Source organism: Chitinophaga sp. 180180018-3, assembly GCF_037893185.1.
In the GTDB taxonomy this organism is placed as follows: domain Bacteria; phylum Bacteroidota; class Bacteroidia; order Chitinophagales; family Chitinophagaceae; genus Chitinophaga.
The window spans coordinates 2,135,873-2,156,233 of the sequence record NZ_CP140772.1 but is presented as its reverse complement, the minus strand read 5'-3'; the positions used below and the strand labels follow the sequence as shown (position 1 = coordinate 2,156,233).

Genomic DNA, 20,361 nt, shown 5'->3' with positions numbered 1-20,361 from the left:
AAAATATTTACTCTTCTGAACTGATAATGATCACGCCTGCTACCCGGTCTTTTACTTCGTACTTTTTCTGCGCCTCTTTGCCGGAGATCACCTCCAGGCTGCGGAAGCTCCTGGGCCCCAGGGTAACGAAGAGTGCCTCATTTGTTGGAGTAACGGGTTTTCCATTGATTACAATGTAAAAGCTGCTGTCGCTGCCATATTTACGATACAGGCTATCATATGCCGGAGAAGCCTGCTTCAGGAATTCATTTACCCGCTTGTGCGCAAACGGCTTGGTTTCGATATACATAACGCCATTTTCGGCCTGTTTGCCGTACTTCTCTACTGCTTTGGACCCTTTCGCTACCGTGATCAACCCGATCATATCGGGTGTCAGCTTTTCCATGGCCGACTGGGGCACCACTACGCTGTCCAGTACGTACACAGGTTCGTCATCCGGAACTGATTGGGCCTTCATACCCACTGAGATAAAAAATAAACTGATGAATAACAGCCCTGCTTTCATGATAAATCCTTTTGATGAACTAGACTGCTACGAAGATAGCGGAATTAATTATAGGCGCGGTAGTGCTGATACATTTCGAGTTCCTGGACAATCACCTCGATGTCCCTGTCTTCCTGTTTATCATAATCGCTTTTGAGGTTACCACCAAAGAAGAAGGCCACAGTTTGCCATACACGGGCATTGAATCCGCCTTTCAGTTCCTTGATGATGTCATAGCAGTTTTGCCCCGTTTCACGGTCAATCAGTTTCATCAACACCTTTCCCTGGTATACGGACAGGTTCTGTAGTTTGTCTCCAAACTGGGCTTTCAGCTCTTTTTCTTTTGAAGCAAGGTAAGCTTTGCGCTCTCTTTTATTATCGAGTGTGGCCAGGTGGGCGTTGACATCTTTCAGCACTCTGGCAGCTGACCGGGCAAAAGGATAAGTCACATATACGGCGTTGCGGAGCCGGCTCCAGCGCTCCCTTTCCTTGCGCAGGGCTTTGGGTAATTTATCTACCACATCAAATATGGCCAGGGTGATCACCGGAATTGTGTCTTTTCCCACTACCATGGCATGCAGCGGAATACTGTCTGCACCATGCGCCTCCTGCGCCATCGCTCGGTGATGACACAGTGATATACCTGTTAACAGGAATATAAAAATGAGTAACTGTTGTAGCCCGGCGCGCATAGATGATTGAACGTAGCTGGTATATGTTATGTTACCACAAGTTAAAAAAGATTTTACACTTCGGGCCGACTAAATCCCCCTAGATTACCGGCTGCATATGCAATACCTTGAGGGCGAAATCATTGACGGCTTTTTGCACTGCCGGAACATCGTGGGAGGTCAGTGAACAACCTATCACATGCACACCCGCTCCCGGGATAGGAACTGCCGCCTTCATAGATTCGGGGGTACCCAGCTCCTGCTGCATATGGAGAATCGCAGATACTCTCACGGTAGGATCCTGATGGGTTTCATCTTTATAGTAGTACAAATTAAGGGCAGGCTGATGAACATTCCGGAAGGTGGCATCTGTCATGCTGGCTTCCACCAGGTTTTCGAGCTGCACCACGGCTTCCAGCCGATAGCTGTTATACCAGTACTTTGCCCGTTCAGGGTCAGTATCTGTGCCACGCCGGAAATTCCCTTTGTTTACCAACCGGGCTAATTGCAGGCCCCAGGGATTATTAGCCAGGAATGCCAGGTCATCGTTGATCGCAATATTGGGCGACATATTGATCAATGCATACACATCATCCGGGTATTTGGCTGCCAGCTGCAATGCCAGGGTACCGCCGGTAGATGTGCTCACCAGGATTACCTTATCGCCCAGCGCTTTACCAATACTCAGCGCTTCTTCTGCATCTTCCCATAATCCGGCTGCCGTCATATTCAGCAGTGGATCACTGGTATCAATACCATGTCCATCGAGCCGCGACAAATAAAGATTGCAGCCAAAACGTTTTGCAAACTCGCGGTGCACGGGGTTGCCTTCTTCCTGGCTGGCAGAAAATCCATGCAGGTATACCACTGCATAAGGCGTTTTTCTGTGGGCAGAATCGTACCAGACAATACGTGCTTCGTTATTGGGCTTGAGATGGTGCTTCACTTCTTTATTTTCGATGTATCCGTCCAACGCCGGACCGGCAGCAGGAACTGGAGGAAGCGTATGATTGAAAACCGGCTCTGCGGGGTGAGGGCCTAAGAAATATACCACTACCAGGGTGGCAATAACGATCAGGGATATACGGAGAAACTTTCGCATGTTAGCTGTCAGCTTTTAGCAAATGCAAGGATATACGAATATAAACATATAATTAATATCCTTGCATTAACTAAAAGCTAACAGCATCCGGAGACTTATCTTCTTATTTTCTGCCAGATACTCATGGCTGTACCTATAATCATCACGATCACACCCAGCCATAACACGTTAATGTAAGGGAATATCATCGCCTTCATCACAATATAATCGTGGAAGCCATTGGCTTCCTTTACCTTCAGTTCAATTTTATTTTCTGCAGGCAGGATCCTGGAGAAACGTACGCTCAGATTCAATGGTGCCAATGTATCTTCTACGCTATACTGATAGCTGCTGTCGCGGATAAAGTAGATTGGCTGCAGTTTGAAATGGTCGTCTGTTTGTGTATATACCTCCAGTTCCGCTCCCACTGCCAGGTCGCCACTCTGGGGCGCATAGTTACGGCTCTTGGGTTGCGTATTCAGCCCTTTCAGTACCATGAAACCTTTGGAGAAAAATACCGAGTCGCCCTGCTTAATCTCATGTGTTTCATAGGCGCTGGTATCTGCCTTAGCTTCCTCCTCCTTATTCGGTGCTGCAGAAACATACGTAAAGATATCTCTCGTCAGGTAATGCCTGGACGCAGGATTAGAAGAAATAGCATTTTCTTTCCTGTTCACGAAGGCATCCGGGTAAAGTGTAAATTTCTCGAGCACATTACCGGTTTGTTTATCTTTCTTCTCGTAGTTGACAACATAATAGGTTTTAGGATCTCCCTGCGCAATAGAGTCACCGGTATAGGTTACGTGGTATTCGCCCATCTGTACCGGTACATCTTTCGGTAACATAATATTCTCGCGCGGGTTCTGTTTACTTTCTTTCCGGAAGAAGCCATCGTTCAACATCTTCATGCGATCCAATGAAATCACTTCTTTTTTGGATGAGGAGATCAGTACGCCCAGCAGCACCATACCAAACCCGATATGCGCTACAGAAGCGCCCGCGGCTTTCATCTTCCCTTTCAGACCAGTGAAGATGTAAACCACATTGCCGACGATAGCATAGATGCTGGCAAACAGCATGAAGTAAATGGCAGTCAGGAACCCTGCGCCATAGGTATCGTAGTTAATGGCACCCTTCCATATCACCAGCACGGTAAACAGTAACGAAAGCACAGTTGGCAGCGCCAGTTTACGTGTAACCTCCCGGCGGGGGGTGTCTTTATACTTCATATACTGCACAATACCGGTCAGCACACCAATAACAATCGCGATCCAGATCTGGATTTTATTGAAATGGAAGATGGCATCCGAAGGCGGAGCAATATCATTCATTGTAAACAGCGCCTTGAGCCCTGTTACACTCAGCAATTTATTCCATACCGGAATTGAGGTAGTGAAGGTGATCTGTATACCTGCTATGAGAAGTATCAGCGATCCTACAAACAGCCAGAACTCACGGGAATAGCTGCTTTCTTCTTTCTTTACAGTGGGGATTTCCTTCCTGCGTATAATCAGCAGCGCAATCGACGGGATCGTGAACACAAGCATGCTGAACAACAGCTGTGCCGTCATTCCCATGTCGGTGAAGGAGTGTACGGAGGTATCTCCCAAAATGCCGCTTTTTGTGAGGAAAGAAGAATACAGGATGAGTACATAAGATATAAAGAAGAAGAAGAAGGTGGATTTCAGTGAATGTCCGGTCGACTTATACGCCAGCAACGTATGCACACCGGCTACCATGGTGAGCCAGGGTACAAGTGAGGCGTTTTCAACGGGATCCCATGCCCAGTATCCGCCGAAATTCAGCGATTCATAAGCCCATGCGGCGCCCATCATGATACCGGTACCCAGCAACATGATAGCAAAAAGCCCCCAGGGCTGTACGGGTTTCACCCAGCCGGTGTAATCCCTTACCCACAGGCCCGCGAAAGCAAACGCAAACGGGATAATCATGGAAGCAAAGCCCAGGAATAATATCGGCGGATGAATCACCATCCAGTAATTCTGTAAAGTGACGTTCAGCCCGTTACCATCATGGATGTGTTCCATATAATTAGCCTGCTGGAATATAGGCGCCTGCTGGTTTTCAGCAGCCTGGCGAAGCAGCATGAACGGATTGCTGCCCACTTTATAACCGAGGATGAAGATGCCCAGCAGCATGCTGGCCATGATCACCTGGGCGAGGGAGAAAACCGTCATCACCGGCGCTTCCCAGTTTTTGGAAGTACGGATCAGCACAATTCCCAGGATACTGTTCCAGATGCTCCAGAGCAGGAAGCTTCCTTCCTGGTCTGACCAGAGGCTCGATAGAATGTATTGCGCCGGCAGGTCACGGGAAGTGTTACGCCAGGCGTATTTATATTCAAAATAGTGATTATATAAGATATAGTACAGGCAGCTGAAGACAGCGATCACAGCAGCGGACTGAATGATAAACGACCAGCGGGCGATCCGTTTCCAGGATTCCTGTAAAGCGGGTTCCTTTAATTTAACGACGTTATAATAAGCCACAGTGGCTACGATAGATGCTACAAATGCCAGTATGGCGAAAAAGTGGCCCAGTTGGCCCGGTAATAAATGTTCCCCTACAAACTTCATAAAATTCCTCTAAGATGTTAAAATTCCGGCATCGGGATCCCGGCGGTCCGGTGATCGGCAAAAGAGCTTACATCTGCTTGCTGCCCATTGCTACCTGGTCGTCTTTATATTTGGAAGGACATTTCATCAGTATTTTACTGCAGTGAAACTCATCTCCTTCCATCTTGCCGGTCAGTACAATGGATTCGGCCTTTTCAAAGTCGGTAGGTTTAGCACCGTAGAAGATCACTTTATGCGATTCTCCGGTTTTATCGTGCACGTAGAAGCTGAACAGGTTGGCATCCTTAGCAGGATCGTAATTCATTGCTTTCAGGGTATCGAGCTTCCCGATTACATGGAACTCTTTTCCTTCTTTCTCACGAGCTGTCGCGAAAGTTTCATAGGTACTGAAATCTCCTACCATTGTGACTATCACTCCGATTGCTACCGCAATCACCACCAGCAGAATAATATTTGTTTTTTTCATATGAAAATTATCTTCCCTATTGAATTGACATAAGCTGCAAAACCCTTATCCACACGCAATTTGTCTGATCCTCTTTTTGCCCTTAGTTATTAGTTTCCGATTGATCGGCAAAATTACGTCAAAAATGACCTTCTTCCGACATTTTTTATATAAAAGGCAATTCTTTTTACAGGAAGGAGGGCTGTAAGTAAACAGAATCCTATCTTTGCGCCGAATTTAGAAAAGTACGACTTTATCATGGCAGATTTATCTCAATTTGACCCTAACTCGGTGGGCTTGTTGTCGAACAACGTTTTTGGTTTACCATTTTCCGAAGATGAGGCGAAACTGGTATTGTTACCTGTTCCCTGGGAAGTAACCGTGTCATATAATAACGGTACTGCCCGCGGCCCGGAGCATATTTTCAGGGCATCGTTCCAGGTAGATCTTTACGATGCAGATGTAAAAGACGGCTGGAAACAGGGTTTCTACATGCGTGAGCCAGACAAGCACCTGTTGTTGCGCAGCGATTACCTGCGTAAGGAAGCGGAGCTTTATCTGAAGTTCCTGACCGAAGGGGGAGATATTACTGAGAATGAATTTTTGAAGAAAACGCTGGTAGATGTCAGCAATGGCACCAGGGCGATGAACGAGTGGGTATATAACCAAACGAAAGCACTGCTGGAGAAAGGTAAGCTGGTAGGCCTTGTAGGAGGCGACCACAGCACGCCGCTGGGTTATTTCAAGGCCATAGGCGAGCATAAGGGAGAATTTGGTATTCTGCAGATCGATGCACACTGCGATCTGCGCGATGCCTATGAAGGGTTTCAGTATTCCCATGCCTCCATCATGTTCAACGCATTGGCAGAGGTACCACAGCTGAGCAAGCTGGTGCAGGTAGGTATACGTGATTATTGCGAGGAAGAAGCAGATTATATCAGGAACAGCGAAGGACGGGTAGTAACCTTCTTCGACAAGCAGATTAAGGAACGGCAGTATGAGGGCGAAACCTGGAAATCGATCTGCGACAGCATCGTAGCAGCATTGCCGCAGCAGGTGTATATCAGCTTTGATATCGACGGACTGGATCCTAAATTATGCCCGCATACAGGCACGCCTGTAGCGGGAGGTTTCGAAACCGAACAGGTATATTATCTTTTCAAACGCGTGCTGGAAAGCGGCCGTAAGCTGATTGGATTTGACCTGAACGAAGTAAGTACATCGCACGATGAATGGGATGCCAATGTGGGTGCCCGCGTGTTGTTCAAGCTTTGTAACCTGCTGGTGAGCGCTAATTCTTAATCTTAGATTTCTGTTCATGCAACGTTTGCGCATTCTGCATCCCAATACCGCCAGCAGAATCCGGTTACTACCGGTGATGCACGGCCTTACGGGCATCTTATTTCTGTTCAATGCCATCGGGGTTTACCGGGAGGCGCAGCCTAACTGGTTCCTCGTAGTATTTTTCCTGTTGATGGGCATAGGCTGTATCAGCTTTCCGTTTACCATGAAGAAATTCAAAAAATTTACGGAAGCCAATACTGTGGCGAGAATGCTGGAAGCTATCATTTGTATCACCAGTAGCCTGTATTTCCTGTCGCATTTGCAGCCCATTACAGCGATGCTGCTTTTCCTGGTAGGGCTGGGCATGGCTTACGTAGGATGGATGGAATACAAAATCTTTCAGCCTTCCTTCGTAAAGATGGACACTACCGGTATCATCCTGCCAACCTTGTTTTCGCAAAAGCTGGTTGGCTGGAACGAGCTGAATAACGTAATTTTACGGAACGACCTGCTCACTATCGATTTTAAGAATAACAAAGTATTGCAGCTGGAGATACTGGACGAGCCCGGGAAAGAGCAACGGGAAGAATTAAACACCTTTTTCCAGCGCAGGCTGCAATAAATAATGAATAACATCATACAATGCTGAAACAAACACCTTACATATTATACTCCGACGGTAACGGGAATATTTTTGAAGACACCACATTACACGTAACCGGCCGTAGCGGCTGGGATGCGTGGCCGGTGGAAGCAGATGAATGGATAGAGTTGCCGGAAGGAGGTAATCTGTATGAGCTTCCCGGCCGCAGAGGCATCGGTATCAACGCAAAAACCGGCGATATGGAGCTGTGTGAGAAAGGATGGGCAGTAGCTGCCTTTATTCCGCCCGCCCATACAGGCTTCTACCTCGCAGCATATGAAACAATGCCGGACGCTCCCACGCTTCCGTTATTCTGCTATACTGCAGTTGGGTGGCTGGATGGCAAGTTCTATGTGCCTGCTACCCGTATCGAATCTGATATACGTCAGGAATGCGCCGGATTCGACGCCAAAAAGGTAAAACAGGGCGTAAAAACGCTGCTGCAGGCCTACCCTCATAACAGGCTGGTACAGCACCTGGCAGAGAACTGCGCACTTACTTACGAATGCCCTGCTGCCCGTAATTATTTTATGGGAAGATGGGAATGCCCTATTCCTTCTTCTCCGGCGTGCAATGCCAACTGTATCGGATGTATATCATTTCAGCCGGAAGAAGAAACGATTGTTTCCACACAGGACAGGCTTCGTTTCAAACCTACAGCCGAGGAAATAGTGGAGTACACCGTACCACACCTGGAAACAGCCCCCTATCCTATCGTGAGCTTCGGACAGGGCTGCGAAGGAGAACCGCTGCTGATGTGGGAAACCATCAGGGAATCGATCAGAGAAATACGCAAACATACCCCCAAAGGCAGTATCAATATCAATACCAACGGCAGCAAGCCTGATGCTGTAAGGGCGCTTTGTGAAGCAGGACTGAACAGCATCCGCGTGAGCCTCAATTCGGCCCAGGAAAAGTATTATACGCCTTACTACCGGCCCAACAACTATACTTTCGATGATATTGTGGAAAGCCTGAAGGTAGTGAGGGAATTCGGTGGCTGGTCATCTATCAACTACTTTGTATTCCCGGGAATGACCGACAGTGCAGAGGAATATGAAGCACTACGCAAACTGATCAGGGAAACAAAACTCAACATGATACAGTGGCGTAATTTCAATATTGATCCGGATTGGTACCTCGGCAAACTGGGCCTTACTGAAACCGGTGAATGCCTTGGTATCAAACAGCTGATGGAACTGATCCACGAAGAGTTCCCCGAAGTGAAGTTCGGCTACTTTAACCCTCCGATGGAGCGGATCAAAGGGGATTACATGACTGATTTTGCACACTGATAATTTATCACAGCAATAAATAAACAAAGGTCCGGTGCGTACGCCGGACCTTTGTTGTAATATCCTCTGAAGCGGGCCGCTAGTACACTTCCGCGAACCTATATTGCTTTGCGTAGGCAGTGGGCGACATCCCGGTTACTTTGCGGAAAACCCGGTTGAAAGTAATGGGATTGTTGTAGCCGGTGGCATAAGCCACTGCAGCAATACTGTCGTAATCACCATTGATAATATTCTTACACGCTACATTGATCCTGATCTCATTCAGGAATTCGAGATAGGTTTTACGGGTGTGTTTCTTGAAATACTTACAGAAAGCATAAGTAGTCAGATGCGCTACTCCGGCAATCTGCCCCAGCGTAATATTTTCTGCATAGTGCTCCAGTGTATACTGGTAGATATCATTCATGCGGAGCCCTTCCGACTCACTGTAAGAATGCCTGGAGAAGCCGGTGGATAAAGATTTCCAGTTCTTCACCTGTTTAGCAAAATACACCAGCATGTTAACGAATGTCAGTAACCGCTCGGCGCCACTGAGTTGCGATACCTTCAGAATTTCCGCCCCGATTTTTTCGCTGTGCTCTGCAGGTAGTTGCATGCTGTTGGCCGATAGCTGGAGGAACTTCCGGACAGGTTCCATTTCTTTCAGTGAAAACAGGCCCTGCAGGGCGTTTTCATGATCAAAGAAAATATGGATGGCGTGGATGTTCTTTTCCTGTATGTTTTCAAAATAGCGGGCATCACCCTTGAACATATGCGGCTGGTTGGCCCCGATTACGTATATGTCGCCTGCTTTGAAGGGCTGGGTATAATTGCCTGCAATCAATGTGCCTTCTCCCTTTATAATCAACGTCACTTGTGCCTCTTTATGCCTGTGCAGGTAGTTATAGAAGTAAGGAAGTATATCTTCCTGTACCACTACAGCACCTTCTTCGGCCACGGGAACGGTAAATTGGATCACTTTCATTTACCAATTTTACTACTTTTTCCCCATAAAAATCATTTTACGAACAATATCTGTATAGTGATTAACAATTTTTGTCATCTGCCCGCTTCTGAAAGCCTGGGTTTAGGAGCTATCTGACTGCCCAGCTTCTTCTGGAGCCACCAGAAGCCAGCTCCTGACAGCACGCACCCGATTGCTGTAATGGCCCACCAGAGCTTAAATCCCAGGTGATCTACCACGAAAGCACCGGTGGTAGGCGATACAATATTTGCCAGAGAATACGAGATGGTATACAATGCGGCGTATTGTCCGCGGTTATGATCCCGGCTGCGTCCGATCCAAAAACTGTTCATAAACGGCAGGCAGAACATTTCGCCGAAGGTGATCACGATCATAAACGCTGAAGCCAGCGCCCAGTATGGAGGCAGTACGCAAAGCAGCAGATATGCTATACATACCACCAGCGCGCCACGGGCCACGAAATAAAGGTTTGGACGGGTACCTTCGAGGCGGTATACCATCACCATTTCCACCAAAGCGATAAGGATGCCATTGAGCGACATATTCAGTCCTATCGCCCATTCTTCAAGGTGCAAAACATCCTTGAAATACAGGGGAACAATACTGGAAAACTGGAACAGGCAAATGGAATTTATCATCCCAAAAAAGAGGAACCAGATGTATATGTGATCGTGCCAGACTTTGTCTTCCTTAGGCCTGGCGGCAGTTTTCACCTTTGGCGGTGCTGGCACCGGAGGCAGGAAGATCCGCATGAGTATGGCAGCAGCCATACAGGTGAAACCATCTACCCAGAACAGCAGCTGATAGCTGAAACTGGCCAGGATACCGCCGACAGCGGGGCCTACGGACCAGCCAAGGTTTACCGCGAGGCGGTTCAGGGCATAAGACCGGGTGCGGTTCTCGGGGGCGCTGTAGGCAGCTATGGCAATACTGTTCGCGGGGCGGAAGGCGTCGCCTACAGAGCTCATGACAAATACACAAATACATATTTGCTCAAAGGTGCGCATCTGACCCAATAAAATGAATAATAAACCGTTAGAGAATAGGCTCCAGAACTGTACCTGGTAGAAACCTATTTTATCGGACAGCCACCCGCCCAGTAACGCGCCAACAATGGCGCCGGAGCCAAAGCAGGCCATCACCAGGCCGGCCTGGGCAATACTGAAGTGTAAATGTTGAGTGAGATATACGGTCATAAAAGGAATGACCATCGTGCCGCTCCTGTTGATCAGCAACACCAGAGACAGCCACCAGGTGGCCGGAGACAAGCCAGTATAGGCATTTTGATAGAGACGAACGGTTTGTCGGACAAGGTTCATAAAATCGACGAAATGGTTTTGATCGGGATTAACAGCATGATTTTTGCAAAGATCTGAAATTCCTCTTTGGGGGAGTGATTATTTTTTCTGGATCAAAATATTAACTTTGGTCTAAACAGGCGCTCAATAAGGTTATCATGGAGGAAAAAAAAGGCAAGAAAAATATTCAGGCACTAGGCATCACTATCGGCGTTCATGCGTTACTGTTAGTGGCGCTGATATTTACCGGTTTCTCCGCTCCTCCCCCTTTACCTGATCAGGATTTGGGCATGGAAGTGAATCTTGGCACATCCGACGATGGTATGGGAGATGAGCAGCCATTAAACCCTAATCCCCCGAGTGCGGCAGCGCCTGAGCCGGCTCCTGCGGAAACACCTGCTACTGCGGCACCCGATCATAGCGAGCCCCAACAGGATATTGCCACCCAGGATGAAGAAGATGCTCCGGAAATAAAGAAGCCGGAAAAACCCGTGGAAAAGCCTAAGGAAATTCCTAAAAAGCTGGAACCCAAGCCTGTTAAAGTAACAAAGAAACCAACAGAAGCACCGCCCAAACCAGCTCCTCCCGCTCCAAAGCCGAAAGCCGTATTTTCCGGTGGTACCGGCAACAGTGCGAATAGTGGTAACAGTGCAAACGGCTCCAACAACGCCACCGGCGAAGGTAACACCGGCAAACCCGGCGACAGAGGCCAGCTTGGCGGCAATCCCAATGGTGGTGGATATACCGGCGGCGGGCTTGGTGGTGGTCGCTCCGATTTTCACCTGAATGGCCGTAGCCTGATTGGCAGGCCGCAGGTCACCTATGACGGAACAGAAACCGGCTATGTAGCCATTAATATAAAAGTAGATCAGAAAGGAAATGTGACTTCAGCCACTTTTAGCATGAGAGGGTCTACCATCAGTAATCCGCGTTTGATCGAAATCGCCAAGAGAGCAGCCAGCAGCGGACAGCTGAAATACAACGCCAATCCGGATGCACCGGAAGAACAATTCGGCACCATTCGTTTCTATTTCAAAGCAGAATAACAATCTTATACTGTTTTTTGACCAGCGCCTGTTACCTTTCATTTCAGGAAGCTACCATAGCGTTTTTTCGGGAAACAGCAATATCCTACATCTCTACCTATGATTTCAAAAGCAAATAAGCGCTCATTCTATGTGCTGATTCGAGAAACCTGTTTTTTATCGCCAACGATGACTGGAACACTAAACCGTATCATTTTATCTACCGCTGCTGTGTTATTACTGCAGCAAACTGCTGTGGCACAATCATTCCCCGGATACAACAACAGCAATTACGCCGGTATTTATGGTGTACTCTCCAACCCTGCCAGTGCAGCGGGCTACCGTTATAAATGGGATGTAAATATCATAGGGGCAGATGTCAATGCCGGGAATACTTATGTAAGCATGCCCAAGTCGAAATTATTGCACATGCCGGATACCCTTCGCCTTAACAGGGACTATTTCCTGGACCAGGGCGCCAACCGGCTGCAGAATGGCTGGGCCATGGGAGAAGTTGTGCTACCTTCGGTTTTATATGCGATCGATCCGAAGCAGTCTGTTTCTTTCGTTTGGCGTATGCGCAGCAGCGGCAATGCCGGTAACGTGCCTACTCCTATCGCAAACTTTTTCGGGATTAACTATCCCAACCCCGACTACACCATGAAGAGCCTAAGTATCCGGCAGGTGGATGCTTCTGCTCATGTCTGGCACGAACTGGGACTGAGCTATGCCCGTGTATTGAAAGAAACATACAGCGGACGCCTGAAGGGAGGTATTACCCTCAAATTACTGAGCGGTGTGTCTGCCGGTTATGCCTCCGCGAAGGATATCAATTTCACCCTTAATAACAGGCGGGATGCCAGCATTACCAGTGGTACACTATCTTATGCATACAATAAGGAAATGGATCAGTGGCAATCGCCCGTACAGCGCAACCTCCAGCTGTTTCACAACGCTGGTATCGGTGCAGATATCGGATTCATTTATGAGTACCGGCCTGATAACGGTGGCTTTGGTGCCTACAACGACGATGACGCTGACGATTACAAATTTCGTATAGGAGTTTCCGTTACCGACATTGGCAGGATCAAATATACCAAGGCGCCGATCAATACCGACCTTAGTCTGGTCAAAGACCATGTAGTGCCCAACGACCTTGAATATAAACATAAGGAGAGCCTGCAACAGTATGCACGGCGGTTGAACCAGTACTTTACTCCTCTGCCCACTGATTCTACTTTTGCCATGACATTGCCCACGGCGCTGAATCTGATGGGAGACTATAATATCGACGGCCGCTTCTTCGTCAGTGCCAACGCTGTAATTGCACTGACGGCAGGCAGGAAAAACATTGCCAAAACATACGCCCTGACCAATTTCAGCATCACTCCCCGCTATGAAACCAGGTGGTTTGGCGCTTATCTGCCACTCACCATCAATCACAACGGACAGGCGGATGTGGGTGCAGGTGTGCGGGTAGGTCCTTTACTACTGGGATCCAGCACTATATTTACCAATCTCTTCGAAAAGCGTATCGACCATGCTGCCGTTTATGTTGCGTTACGCCTGAACTCAGCCATGTTTGAGCGGAGCGGAAGAAGCCGGAACCGGCAGTTGGATTGCCCGAAGTTGTAGAAAGAATCAGGAGTTGGGAGTATGGAATTAAAAATTATGAGCGAAGAGTTAAACGGATAATAAAAATTAAAACCGCCTGGCTCTTCGCTCATAATTCTTAATTAATTTGCATCATGGCTACGTATCAAGAAACCTTAGACTATCTATACGCACAGCTGCCTATGTTCACGAGAGTAGGGGCTGCTGCACTAAAAAAAGATCTGCATAATACACTCGCGTTACTCGAACAATCGGGGCATCCTGAAAAAGGATTTAAGAGTATTCATGTTGCGGGTACCAATGGCAAGGGCTCTTCCAGCCATATGCTGGCAGCGGTTTTTCAGCAGGCCGGCTACAAAACGGGGCTGTATACTTCTCCTCACCTGCTTGATTTCCGCGAACGTATTCGTGTAAACGGACAAATGATAGCAGAGGATTTTGTAGTCCGGTTCACGGAAGATATGCGCCAGCATATCGCGGATATACGCCCCTCCTTTTTTGAAATGACAGTTGCAATGGCATTCAGTTACTTCCAGGCTGAGAAAGTAGATATTGCTATTATTGAAACCGGATTGGGTGGCCGGTTAGACAGCACCAATGTTATTATTCCCGAGCTTTCGCTTATCACCAATATCAGCTACGACCACAAACAGATATTAGGAGATACTTTACCCTTAATTGCGGCGGAGAAGGCCGGTATCATCAAAACCGGCGTTCCGGTGGTGATCAGTGAAACCCAGTCGGAGGTACAGGAAGTGTTTACAGATACGGCGAAATCGCTCCAGGCCCCCATTCATTTTGCGGACCAGGAATGGATGGAGTATTCCAACGCTATAGCAGGTACGCACCTGGATATCACATTAATGGATAAACGCCATGAGCAGATGCAGCATTTCCGGCTGGATCTCAATGGACAGTACCAGGAAAAGAACCTGATGGGGGTGTTGTCTTCCATAAAAATATTACAGCAGCAAGGGTGGCAGATTTCTGCAGAACATATTACTCAGGCGCTGGCCCACGTAAAGAAACTTACCGGATTAAGGGGACGTTGGGAAGTGGTGAAAGAACATCCGCTTACCGTGTTGGATGTAGGACATAACGAAGCGGGTATCCGGGAGATAGTACAACAACTGGGGCATGTAAATTATCAGCAACTGCACATTGTTGTAGGGTTTGTGAAAGATAAGGAAGTAGAGAAAGTCTTACCGCTATTTCCATCTTCCGCACATTATTATTTCTGTAAAGCCAATATCCCCCGGGCACTTGATGATGTGGCACTTGCCGGAATGGCGGCTGAACATGGGTTGCAGGGCAATGCTTATTCGTCCGTTCAGGAGGCATTGAAAGCCGCCAAACAACACGCCCAGCCAGACGATATGATATTGGTATGCGGTAGTTTCTTTATTGTAGCCGAGGTGATGTAACTATTTCATCGCCATTTTGCCGAGATGCAGCAACGCATAGAAGATACAGGTAGTATGCAGGCTATGCACGATCTTATTTTCCAACAGAAGTTGCTGCAACTCTTCCAGTGGCATCAGCACAACTTCTATTTCTTCATTATGATCCAGTTCCTGGTCCTGTACCTTCACGCCTCCTGTTGCCAGGAACATATGTGTATAATTATTGGCAGCGGCGGTGTTGGGCGCAATTGATCCCAACGACACCCATTCTTTAAATTCATAACCGGTTTCTTCCAGCATTTCCCGCTTCATCGCAAAAAGAGGATCCGGATCGGTAGCGTCCATAGTTCCTCCGGGTATTTCGAGCAATGTTCTGCCTATTCCCTGGCGGAACTGGCGGATCATGATTACCTGCCCGTCTTCCCGGATACCAACACCATTTACCCAATCGTTGTATTCCAGTACATAATAAGGCTCAATAATTTTCCCTGTGGGAGTTTCACATGTATCGATCCTTGCCGTAAGCCAGTTGTCTTTGAACAAGTATTTAGATGAGAGTAGTTTCCATTCCATTTCTATAATTACTTTAGCTTTACCATGACATTCTTTCCTTCAGTCGCAATATATGCTCCAGGTGATGTTTTCCGTGCCAGGCATAGTTAGCTGCGTGTGTTTTCAGGTTATGCCTGGTGCCGTTGGCCGGATGAATAAAAGTGCGTTCCCATTCAGCCGGTGTCAGGTGCAGCATCAGGTTAGTCCAACGGGTATGCAACGCATGTAACAATGTAACAGACACATTAACAGGCGTCTGCGCCACATCAGGTAACAGGGCCCATGCTCCTTCCTCGTATGATTTTATAACAGGTGCCTCTTCTGTAAGTGCCAGTTTCATGCGGGTATAGCCATTCATATGGCTATCTGCCACATGGTGTACTACCTGCGCCACTGTCCAGCCTCCGGGGCGATAAGGTGTTTGCAGCTGGTATTCGTCCATATGCTGGATTGCTATTTCCATTAGCTGGGGCAGGTATTGGATATCTTTAATAAAACCCTGTACCATGGCAGGTGTATAGTCTGGCAACGGTTCAAAACGTCCGATAGGATATTGCAAGGCTTCCATCTGTAATCTGTTTTATTATTCGTTTATTCTTCCCTCAGATCTTTCCCGGTCAGATGAATAAATACATCTTCCAGGTTAGCTTTCTTCACCTCTTTCTTCCTTTCAAATCCGGAAGATACCAGCTTATCGATCAGGCCATCGGGGGAATCAATGGCGATAATCTGGCCGCTGTCAACAATCGCACAACGATCGCACAGAAACTCCGCCTCATCCATATAGTGGGTGGTAATCACCACGGTAGTACCCTGACTGCGCACCTGCAGGATCAGATCCCAGAGGTTGCGCCTGGCCTGGGGATCGAGCCCTGTTGTAGGTTCATCGAGGAATATGATCTGCGGCTTATTGATCAGCGTAGTGGCAATAGAGAAGCGTTGTTTCTGGCCTCCGGAAAGCTCTTTGTACTTAGCCCGGGCCTTGTCTTCCAGGTTGAACATCCCTAAAAGCTTCAGCGGCTCTACCGGCTGGTTATACAATCCGCCAAACATCTCTATCAGCTCTACCAGGTTTAGCCCCGGATAGTAGCCGGAACTCTGTAGCTGTACGCCAATAATCTTTTTGATATCATTCGGATCTTTATCCAGGTCGAACCCTCCTACTATCACTTTACCCTCTGTTTTATCGCGGAGGGTCTCAATAATCTCCAGCGTAGTAGATTTACCGGCGCCATTGGGGCCCAGCAAACCGAATATTTCGCCTTCAAATACCTCAAAGCTGATCCCTTTAACAGCGGTAAACTCCCCATATTTCTTCACCAGGTTCTTTACCTCGATGATCTTTTTCTTTTCCATGCAGCCAAGGTACAAAAAAGAGCTGTTAGCTTTTAGTCTTTAGTAAAAATGCAGCGAAGATTATATGGTGTTTAAAACCGATATAATCTTCGCTGCATTTTTACTAAAGACTAAAGGCCAAAGGCTAAAAGCTATTGCTTAATGAACACCTGTGTAAAGAATGTTAGTCGTCCCTTTTCAGCGGTACCAATACCGATCAGGTTATAGTCGCCCAGCATATTCCTGCGGTGTCCGGGACTTTTGATCCAGCCATTTACCACAGCTTCAGCATCGAGCGTACCGTAGGCAACATTTTCTGCCGCGCTGGCAACGCGACCCATTTTTTTGGAGATATAGGCTACACGTTCTTCAAATCCTTCGTGACCGAAACCTGTATTCCCGCTGGCCATATCGCGACTGTGATTACGCGCCTGCTGGCTGATGAGGGGATCGAGCTGCAATGGCTTCAGGCCCTTGGATTGGCGGAATTTGTTGGTGTAGTAAAGAATTTCCTCTTCCAGACTACCTCCCCCGTTACTGCTGTCGGCCCGGTGAACACCCCGTGCGCAGGCGCTTACCTGGAAAACGGCCAACATGGCTACCAATAACACAAAGATCCGCTGGTTCTTCAAAATCGACATAGAATAAAAATGGTTAAAAATGAAAAATGATTGATATAGTAGAGACTGTGAAAATCGGGCCAAGTTTAGAGAGAATTACGAATTAGGAATTACGAATTACGAAATAACCCGAAGACCTCAGCGAATGATAATATTTGCTGAGGTCTTCGGGTTATTTCGTAATTCGTAATTCTCTCTATTCCTGGTTCGTAATTTTCTGCCAGATTTCCATCATACTCCGGGAACCAATAAATATCGGTGTTCTCTGGTGAAGTTGCACCGGCTTGAGTTCCAGCAATCGTTGGCGGCCATGGGCCATAGCTACTCCGCCGGCTTTTTCCATGATGAAAGACATAGGGTTGCATTCGTAGCAAAGCCTTAATCGTCCGGATACATATTTACCAAAGGCCGGATACATAAAGATTCCACCCTGGATAAGGGTGCGATGAATTTCCGCTACCATACAGCCCACGAAACGGTGACGGTAGATCCGGTCGTTTTCGTTCCTTGCCATGAAATAGTCGATGGACTTGCGGATCTTTTCTTCGTAAAGATAGTAGTAGCCTACGTTTACGGAGAAGATGTCGCTATCGGTCGGGCATTTCAGGTTAGGGTGTGAAAGGCAGAACTCTCCGATAGAAGGATCGAGGGTAAAGCCCTGTACACTGCGACGGGTGGCATATACCATCATGGTAGACGAACCATAAATGATATAGCCGGCGGCTATCTGCTGCGTTCCCGGCTGCAGAAAGTCTTCCAGTTCACACTCAGTACCTTCCGGGGTAAGGCGGCGATACACGGAAAATATAGTTCCGATAGACACATTTACATCGATATTACCGGAGCCATCGAGAGGGTCCATCAATACCACATACTTTGATCTTTTGGAATGCTCATCGGTGAAAGCGATAAAATTCTCATTTTCTTCGGAGGCTACTCCACAGCAGTAGATACTGGATTCCAATGAGTTGATCAATTGTTCATTGGCAAATTCGTCCAGTTTTTTCACTGATTCCCCCTGCACATTGGTCTTCCCTACTTCCCCTAATATATCAGCGATACCTGCCTTGTTTACTTCTACGTTTACCCGTTTGGCGGCAAGTCCAATATCCCGCAGCAAGCCGGATAACTGACCGGTTGCACCCGGGTAATTCCGCAGTTCCTGGATAGTGAATTCGTCCAGGGTCATAACTTTTTGCTTAATATTCATAACGTTACGTTGTAGTGGCGAAATTAATGGAAATGCTGTGTTATTTAATAAAAATGTCATTTATCTGTAAACATATTTTAAAACAATTCTAAACTTGTCTTACTTTGCCGAATAATTTTTTAAAAGAAGATAAACTATCATATGAAGGTTTTCAAGTTTGGCGGCGCAAGTTTAGAAAGTGTTGAACGTATCCGGCAAGTGGCCCAGATAGTACAGTCATTCCCGGACGATAAGATCCTTATCGTTATATCGGCCATGGCCAAAACCACGAATGAACTGGAAAAAGTGGCGGAAAATTTCTTCCTGCGTAAAAGAGAAATTGCAGCGCAACTGTTGTATAATATCGAGCGAACCCATTTGAATGTGGCAGAGGCCCTGCTGGGAAACCAGGAACATCCCCTGTTTGCGCAGCTGCAGCAGTTTTTCACCGAAGCCGAGTGGACGCTGGGAGAAAAGCCCATGCGCATTTACGATTATTACTATGATCAGCTGGTGGGGCTTGGGGAATTGCTGAGCACTGCTATCGTCAGTGCTTATTTTAACAGCATAGGCTTACATAACACCTGGCTGGATGTCAGGGATGTATTCCGGACGGATGATAACTTCCGGGATGCCAATATCGACTGGACCTATACCCAGCGGCAGGTAACCGAAAAAGTGGCTCCGCTTTTCAATATCACCAATATTGTTATTGCGCAGGGTTTCATTGGCAGCACCGACCAGAATGAAAGTGTTACCCTGGGCAGGGAGGGCAGCGATTATTCCGCAGCTGTTTTCGCCAATATGCTGGATGCTGAAAGCCAAACCATATGGAAAGATGTGGAAGGGCTTAAGAATGCGGATCCAAAACTGTTCCCTAATACTGTTAATATCCCGGAGATCAGTTATGGAGAAGTAATAGAAATGGCGTACTACGGTGCACAGGTCATTCACCCCAAAACCATCAAACCGCTGCAAAACAAGCAGATACCGTTGCTGGTGAAATGTTTTCTCGATAAAAGTCTGCCTGGAACAGTTATCAAAGAAACTGCCGACACCAGACAGTTGCCTCCCATTATAGTACTGAAAAGGAACCAGGTGTTACTGAACATTACTTCCAAGGATTATTCATTTATTACGGAAGATAAGATCAGCGACATTTACGAGATTTTCCACGGTCTTAAAGTGAAGATCAACCTGATGCAGAACGGGGCAATCAATTTTTCGTGTGTAATCGACAACAATCCTGAGAAAATCGAGCAGCTGATCAAAGCCCTGCATCAGCAGTTCAAGATCGTTTACAACGAAGGCCTGGAATTACTGACGGTCCGCTATTACCATAATGGCCTGCTGGATGAGCTCAGTGATGGTCATACGATACTTTTAGAGCAGCGTTCACCCGTTACCATACAACGTCTCTGGAAAAAATAAATTTATCCAGCAAAAAAATAACCCCCTTTCGTGCAACTTTTTTCGTGCCTGTTCGTCTTTAGAAAAAATGAGGTATGAAAAAAGTTGCTATAGTTTTAAGCCTGAGTGCTCTTATCGTGCTAATATTAGCATGTGGGGGCGGAATGGCAAACCGTGGCCACCTTTCGGCCAGTCATCCTGATGAACTACCCATCTACCTGATCACCCTCGGCAATCTCCGGGAGGCACCTGTATGCAGCTCCTCCACCCAATCATATGTTGTGAATGAAACTGAGCATGATCCAGAAAAGATGCCCCTTGGGAAAATCCAGGCTGTGCTGAAAATGGCATTACAATTCTACCAGCATAACATCAACAGGTAAATTCAGAGAAAAACAGAAATCCCCGCTTTCGGTCAAAGCTTTTGAGAAATATTTAACGGAAACGATAG

At 47.2% G+C, this 20,361-nt stretch carries 20 protein-coding genes; 8 read left to right on the top strand and 12 right to left on the bottom strand.

All coding sequences use genetic code 11. From position 1 onward, the window contains the following. Positions 1-7: 7 nt before the first annotated feature. The 5 genes from UNH61_RS08775 to UNH61_RS08755 all read right to left on the bottom strand — a co-directional run bounded on the left by UNH61_RS08775 (position 8) and on the right by UNH61_RS08755 (position 5,299). Positions 8-457 (bottom strand): hypothetical protein, encoded by a 450-nt coding sequence (locus tag UNH61_RS08775; RefSeq protein WP_326991709.1) that lies wholly within the window; start codon positions 455-457, stop codon positions 8-10. Positions 458-549: 92 nt separating this feature from the next. Further along, on the bottom strand, positions 550-1,101 hold the full coding sequence (locus UNH61_RS08770) for a DUF4294 domain-containing protein (protein ID WP_326991708.1): 552 nt from the start codon (positions 1,099-1,101) through the stop codon (positions 550-552). Positions 1,102-1,255: 154 nt separating this feature from the next. Continuing rightward, positions 1,256-2,257, bottom strand: a complete 1,002-nt coding sequence (locus UNH61_RS08765) for an alpha/beta fold hydrolase (protein WP_326991707.1) — start codon at positions 2,255-2,257, stop codon at positions 1,256-1,258. A 95-nt stretch (positions 2,258-2,352) separates the two neighbouring features. Then, the gene (ccsA, locus tag UNH61_RS08760) at positions 2,353-4,833 is read right to left on the bottom strand and encodes a cytochrome c biogenesis protein CcsA (protein ID WP_326991706.1); all 2,481 of its coding nucleotides are present in this window, start codon (positions 4,831-4,833) and stop codon (positions 2,353-2,355) included. A gap of 67 nt (positions 4,834-4,900) precedes the next feature. Next, positions 4,901-5,299: a cytochrome c maturation protein CcmE gene (locus UNH61_RS08755; protein ID WP_326991705.1), complete on the bottom strand. Its 399-nt coding sequence runs from the start codon at positions 5,297-5,299 to the stop codon at positions 4,901-4,903. Between the two features lie 237 nt (positions 5,300-5,536). On the opposite strand from UNH61_RS08755, the gene UNH61_RS08750 reads away from it, so the two are divergent. From UNH61_RS08750 to UNH61_RS08740, 3 genes are read left to right on the top strand one after another with little or no spacing between them, the layout of a single operon-like run. Beyond that, positions 5,537-6,580, top strand: a complete 1,044-nt coding sequence (locus UNH61_RS08750; protein WP_326991704.1) for an agmatinase family protein — start codon at positions 5,537-5,539, stop codon at positions 6,578-6,580. Positions 6,581-6,596: 16 nt separating this feature from the next. Next, positions 6,597-7,184: a hypothetical protein gene (locus UNH61_RS08745; RefSeq protein ID WP_326991703.1), complete on the top strand. Its 588-nt coding sequence runs from the start codon at positions 6,597-6,599 to the stop codon at positions 7,182-7,184. Between the two features lie 20 nt (positions 7,185-7,204). Next, complete coding sequence (locus tag UNH61_RS08740) at positions 7,205-8,500, top strand: radical SAM protein (protein WP_326991702.1); 1,296 nt, start codon at positions 7,205-7,207, stop codon at positions 8,498-8,500. 79 nt (positions 8,501-8,579) lie between these two features. Here the strand turns inward: UNH61_RS08740 and UNH61_RS08735 are convergent, their stop codons facing one another. After that, complete coding sequence (locus UNH61_RS08735) at positions 8,580-9,464, bottom strand: AraC family transcriptional regulator (RefSeq protein WP_326991701.1); 885 nt, start codon at positions 9,462-9,464, stop codon at positions 8,580-8,582. A 74-nt stretch (positions 9,465-9,538) separates the two neighbouring features. After that, on the bottom strand, positions 9,539-10,783 hold the full coding sequence (locus UNH61_RS08730) for an MFS transporter (protein ID WP_326991700.1): 1,245 nt from the start codon (positions 10,781-10,783) through the stop codon (positions 9,539-9,541). Between the two features lie 137 nt (positions 10,784-10,920). On the opposite strand from UNH61_RS08730, the gene UNH61_RS08725 reads away from it, so the two are divergent. The 3 genes from UNH61_RS08725 to UNH61_RS08715 all read left to right on the top strand — a co-directional run bounded on the left by UNH61_RS08725 (position 10,921) and on the right by UNH61_RS08715 (position 14,825). Further along, entirely contained in the window at positions 10,921-11,808 is an 888-nt protein-coding gene (locus UNH61_RS08725; protein ID WP_326991699.1) for a hypothetical protein, read from the top strand. 168 nt (positions 11,809-11,976) lie between these two features. Then, entirely contained in the window at positions 11,977-13,422 is a 1,446-nt protein-coding gene (locus UNH61_RS08720; RefSeq protein WP_326991698.1) for a DUF5723 family protein, read from the top strand. A gap of 113 nt (positions 13,423-13,535) precedes the next feature. After that, positions 13,536-14,825, top strand: coding sequence for a folylpolyglutamate synthase/dihydrofolate synthase family protein (locus UNH61_RS08715; protein ID WP_326991697.1), 1,290 nt, complete (start codon positions 13,536-13,538; stop codon positions 14,823-14,825). Here UNH61_RS08715 and UNH61_RS08710 read toward each other — a convergent pair whose 3' ends face one another. The 5 genes from UNH61_RS08710 to fbp form a co-directional block, all read right to left on the bottom strand. After that, entirely contained in the window at positions 14,826-15,377 is a 552-nt protein-coding gene (locus tag UNH61_RS08710; RefSeq protein ID WP_326991696.1) for an NUDIX hydrolase, read from the bottom strand. Positions 15,378-15,396: 19 nt separating this feature from the next. Then, the gene (locus UNH61_RS08705) at positions 15,397-15,924 is read right to left on the bottom strand and encodes a YfiT family bacillithiol transferase (protein WP_326991695.1); all 528 of its coding nucleotides are present in this window, start codon (positions 15,922-15,924) and stop codon (positions 15,397-15,399) included. Positions 15,925-15,947: 23 nt separating this feature from the next. Then, complete coding sequence (locus UNH61_RS08700) at positions 15,948-16,712, bottom strand: ABC transporter ATP-binding protein (RefSeq protein WP_326991694.1); 765 nt, start codon at positions 16,710-16,712, stop codon at positions 15,948-15,950. A 131-nt stretch (positions 16,713-16,843) separates the two neighbouring features. Beyond that, the gene (locus UNH61_RS08695) at positions 16,844-17,332 is read right to left on the bottom strand and encodes a CAP domain-containing protein (RefSeq protein ID WP_326991693.1); all 489 of its coding nucleotides are present in this window, start codon (positions 17,330-17,332) and stop codon (positions 16,844-16,846) included. A 175-nt stretch (positions 17,333-17,507) separates the two neighbouring features. Further along, positions 17,508-18,521, bottom strand: a complete 1,014-nt coding sequence (gene fbp / locus UNH61_RS08690) for a class 1 fructose-bisphosphatase (RefSeq protein ID WP_326991692.1) — start codon at positions 18,519-18,521, stop codon at positions 17,508-17,510. A gap of 141 nt (positions 18,522-18,662) precedes the next feature. On the opposite strand from fbp, the gene UNH61_RS08685 reads away from it, so the two are divergent. Continuing rightward, positions 18,663-19,931: an aspartate kinase gene (locus tag UNH61_RS08685; protein WP_326991691.1), complete on the top strand. Its 1,269-nt coding sequence runs from the start codon at positions 18,663-18,665 to the stop codon at positions 19,929-19,931. A gap of 74 nt (positions 19,932-20,005) precedes the next feature. Beyond that, positions 20,006-20,293, top strand: coding sequence for a hypothetical protein (locus UNH61_RS08680; protein WP_326991690.1), 288 nt, complete (start codon positions 20,006-20,008; stop codon positions 20,291-20,293). The last annotated feature ends 68 nt before the right edge of the window (positions 20,294-20,361 follow it).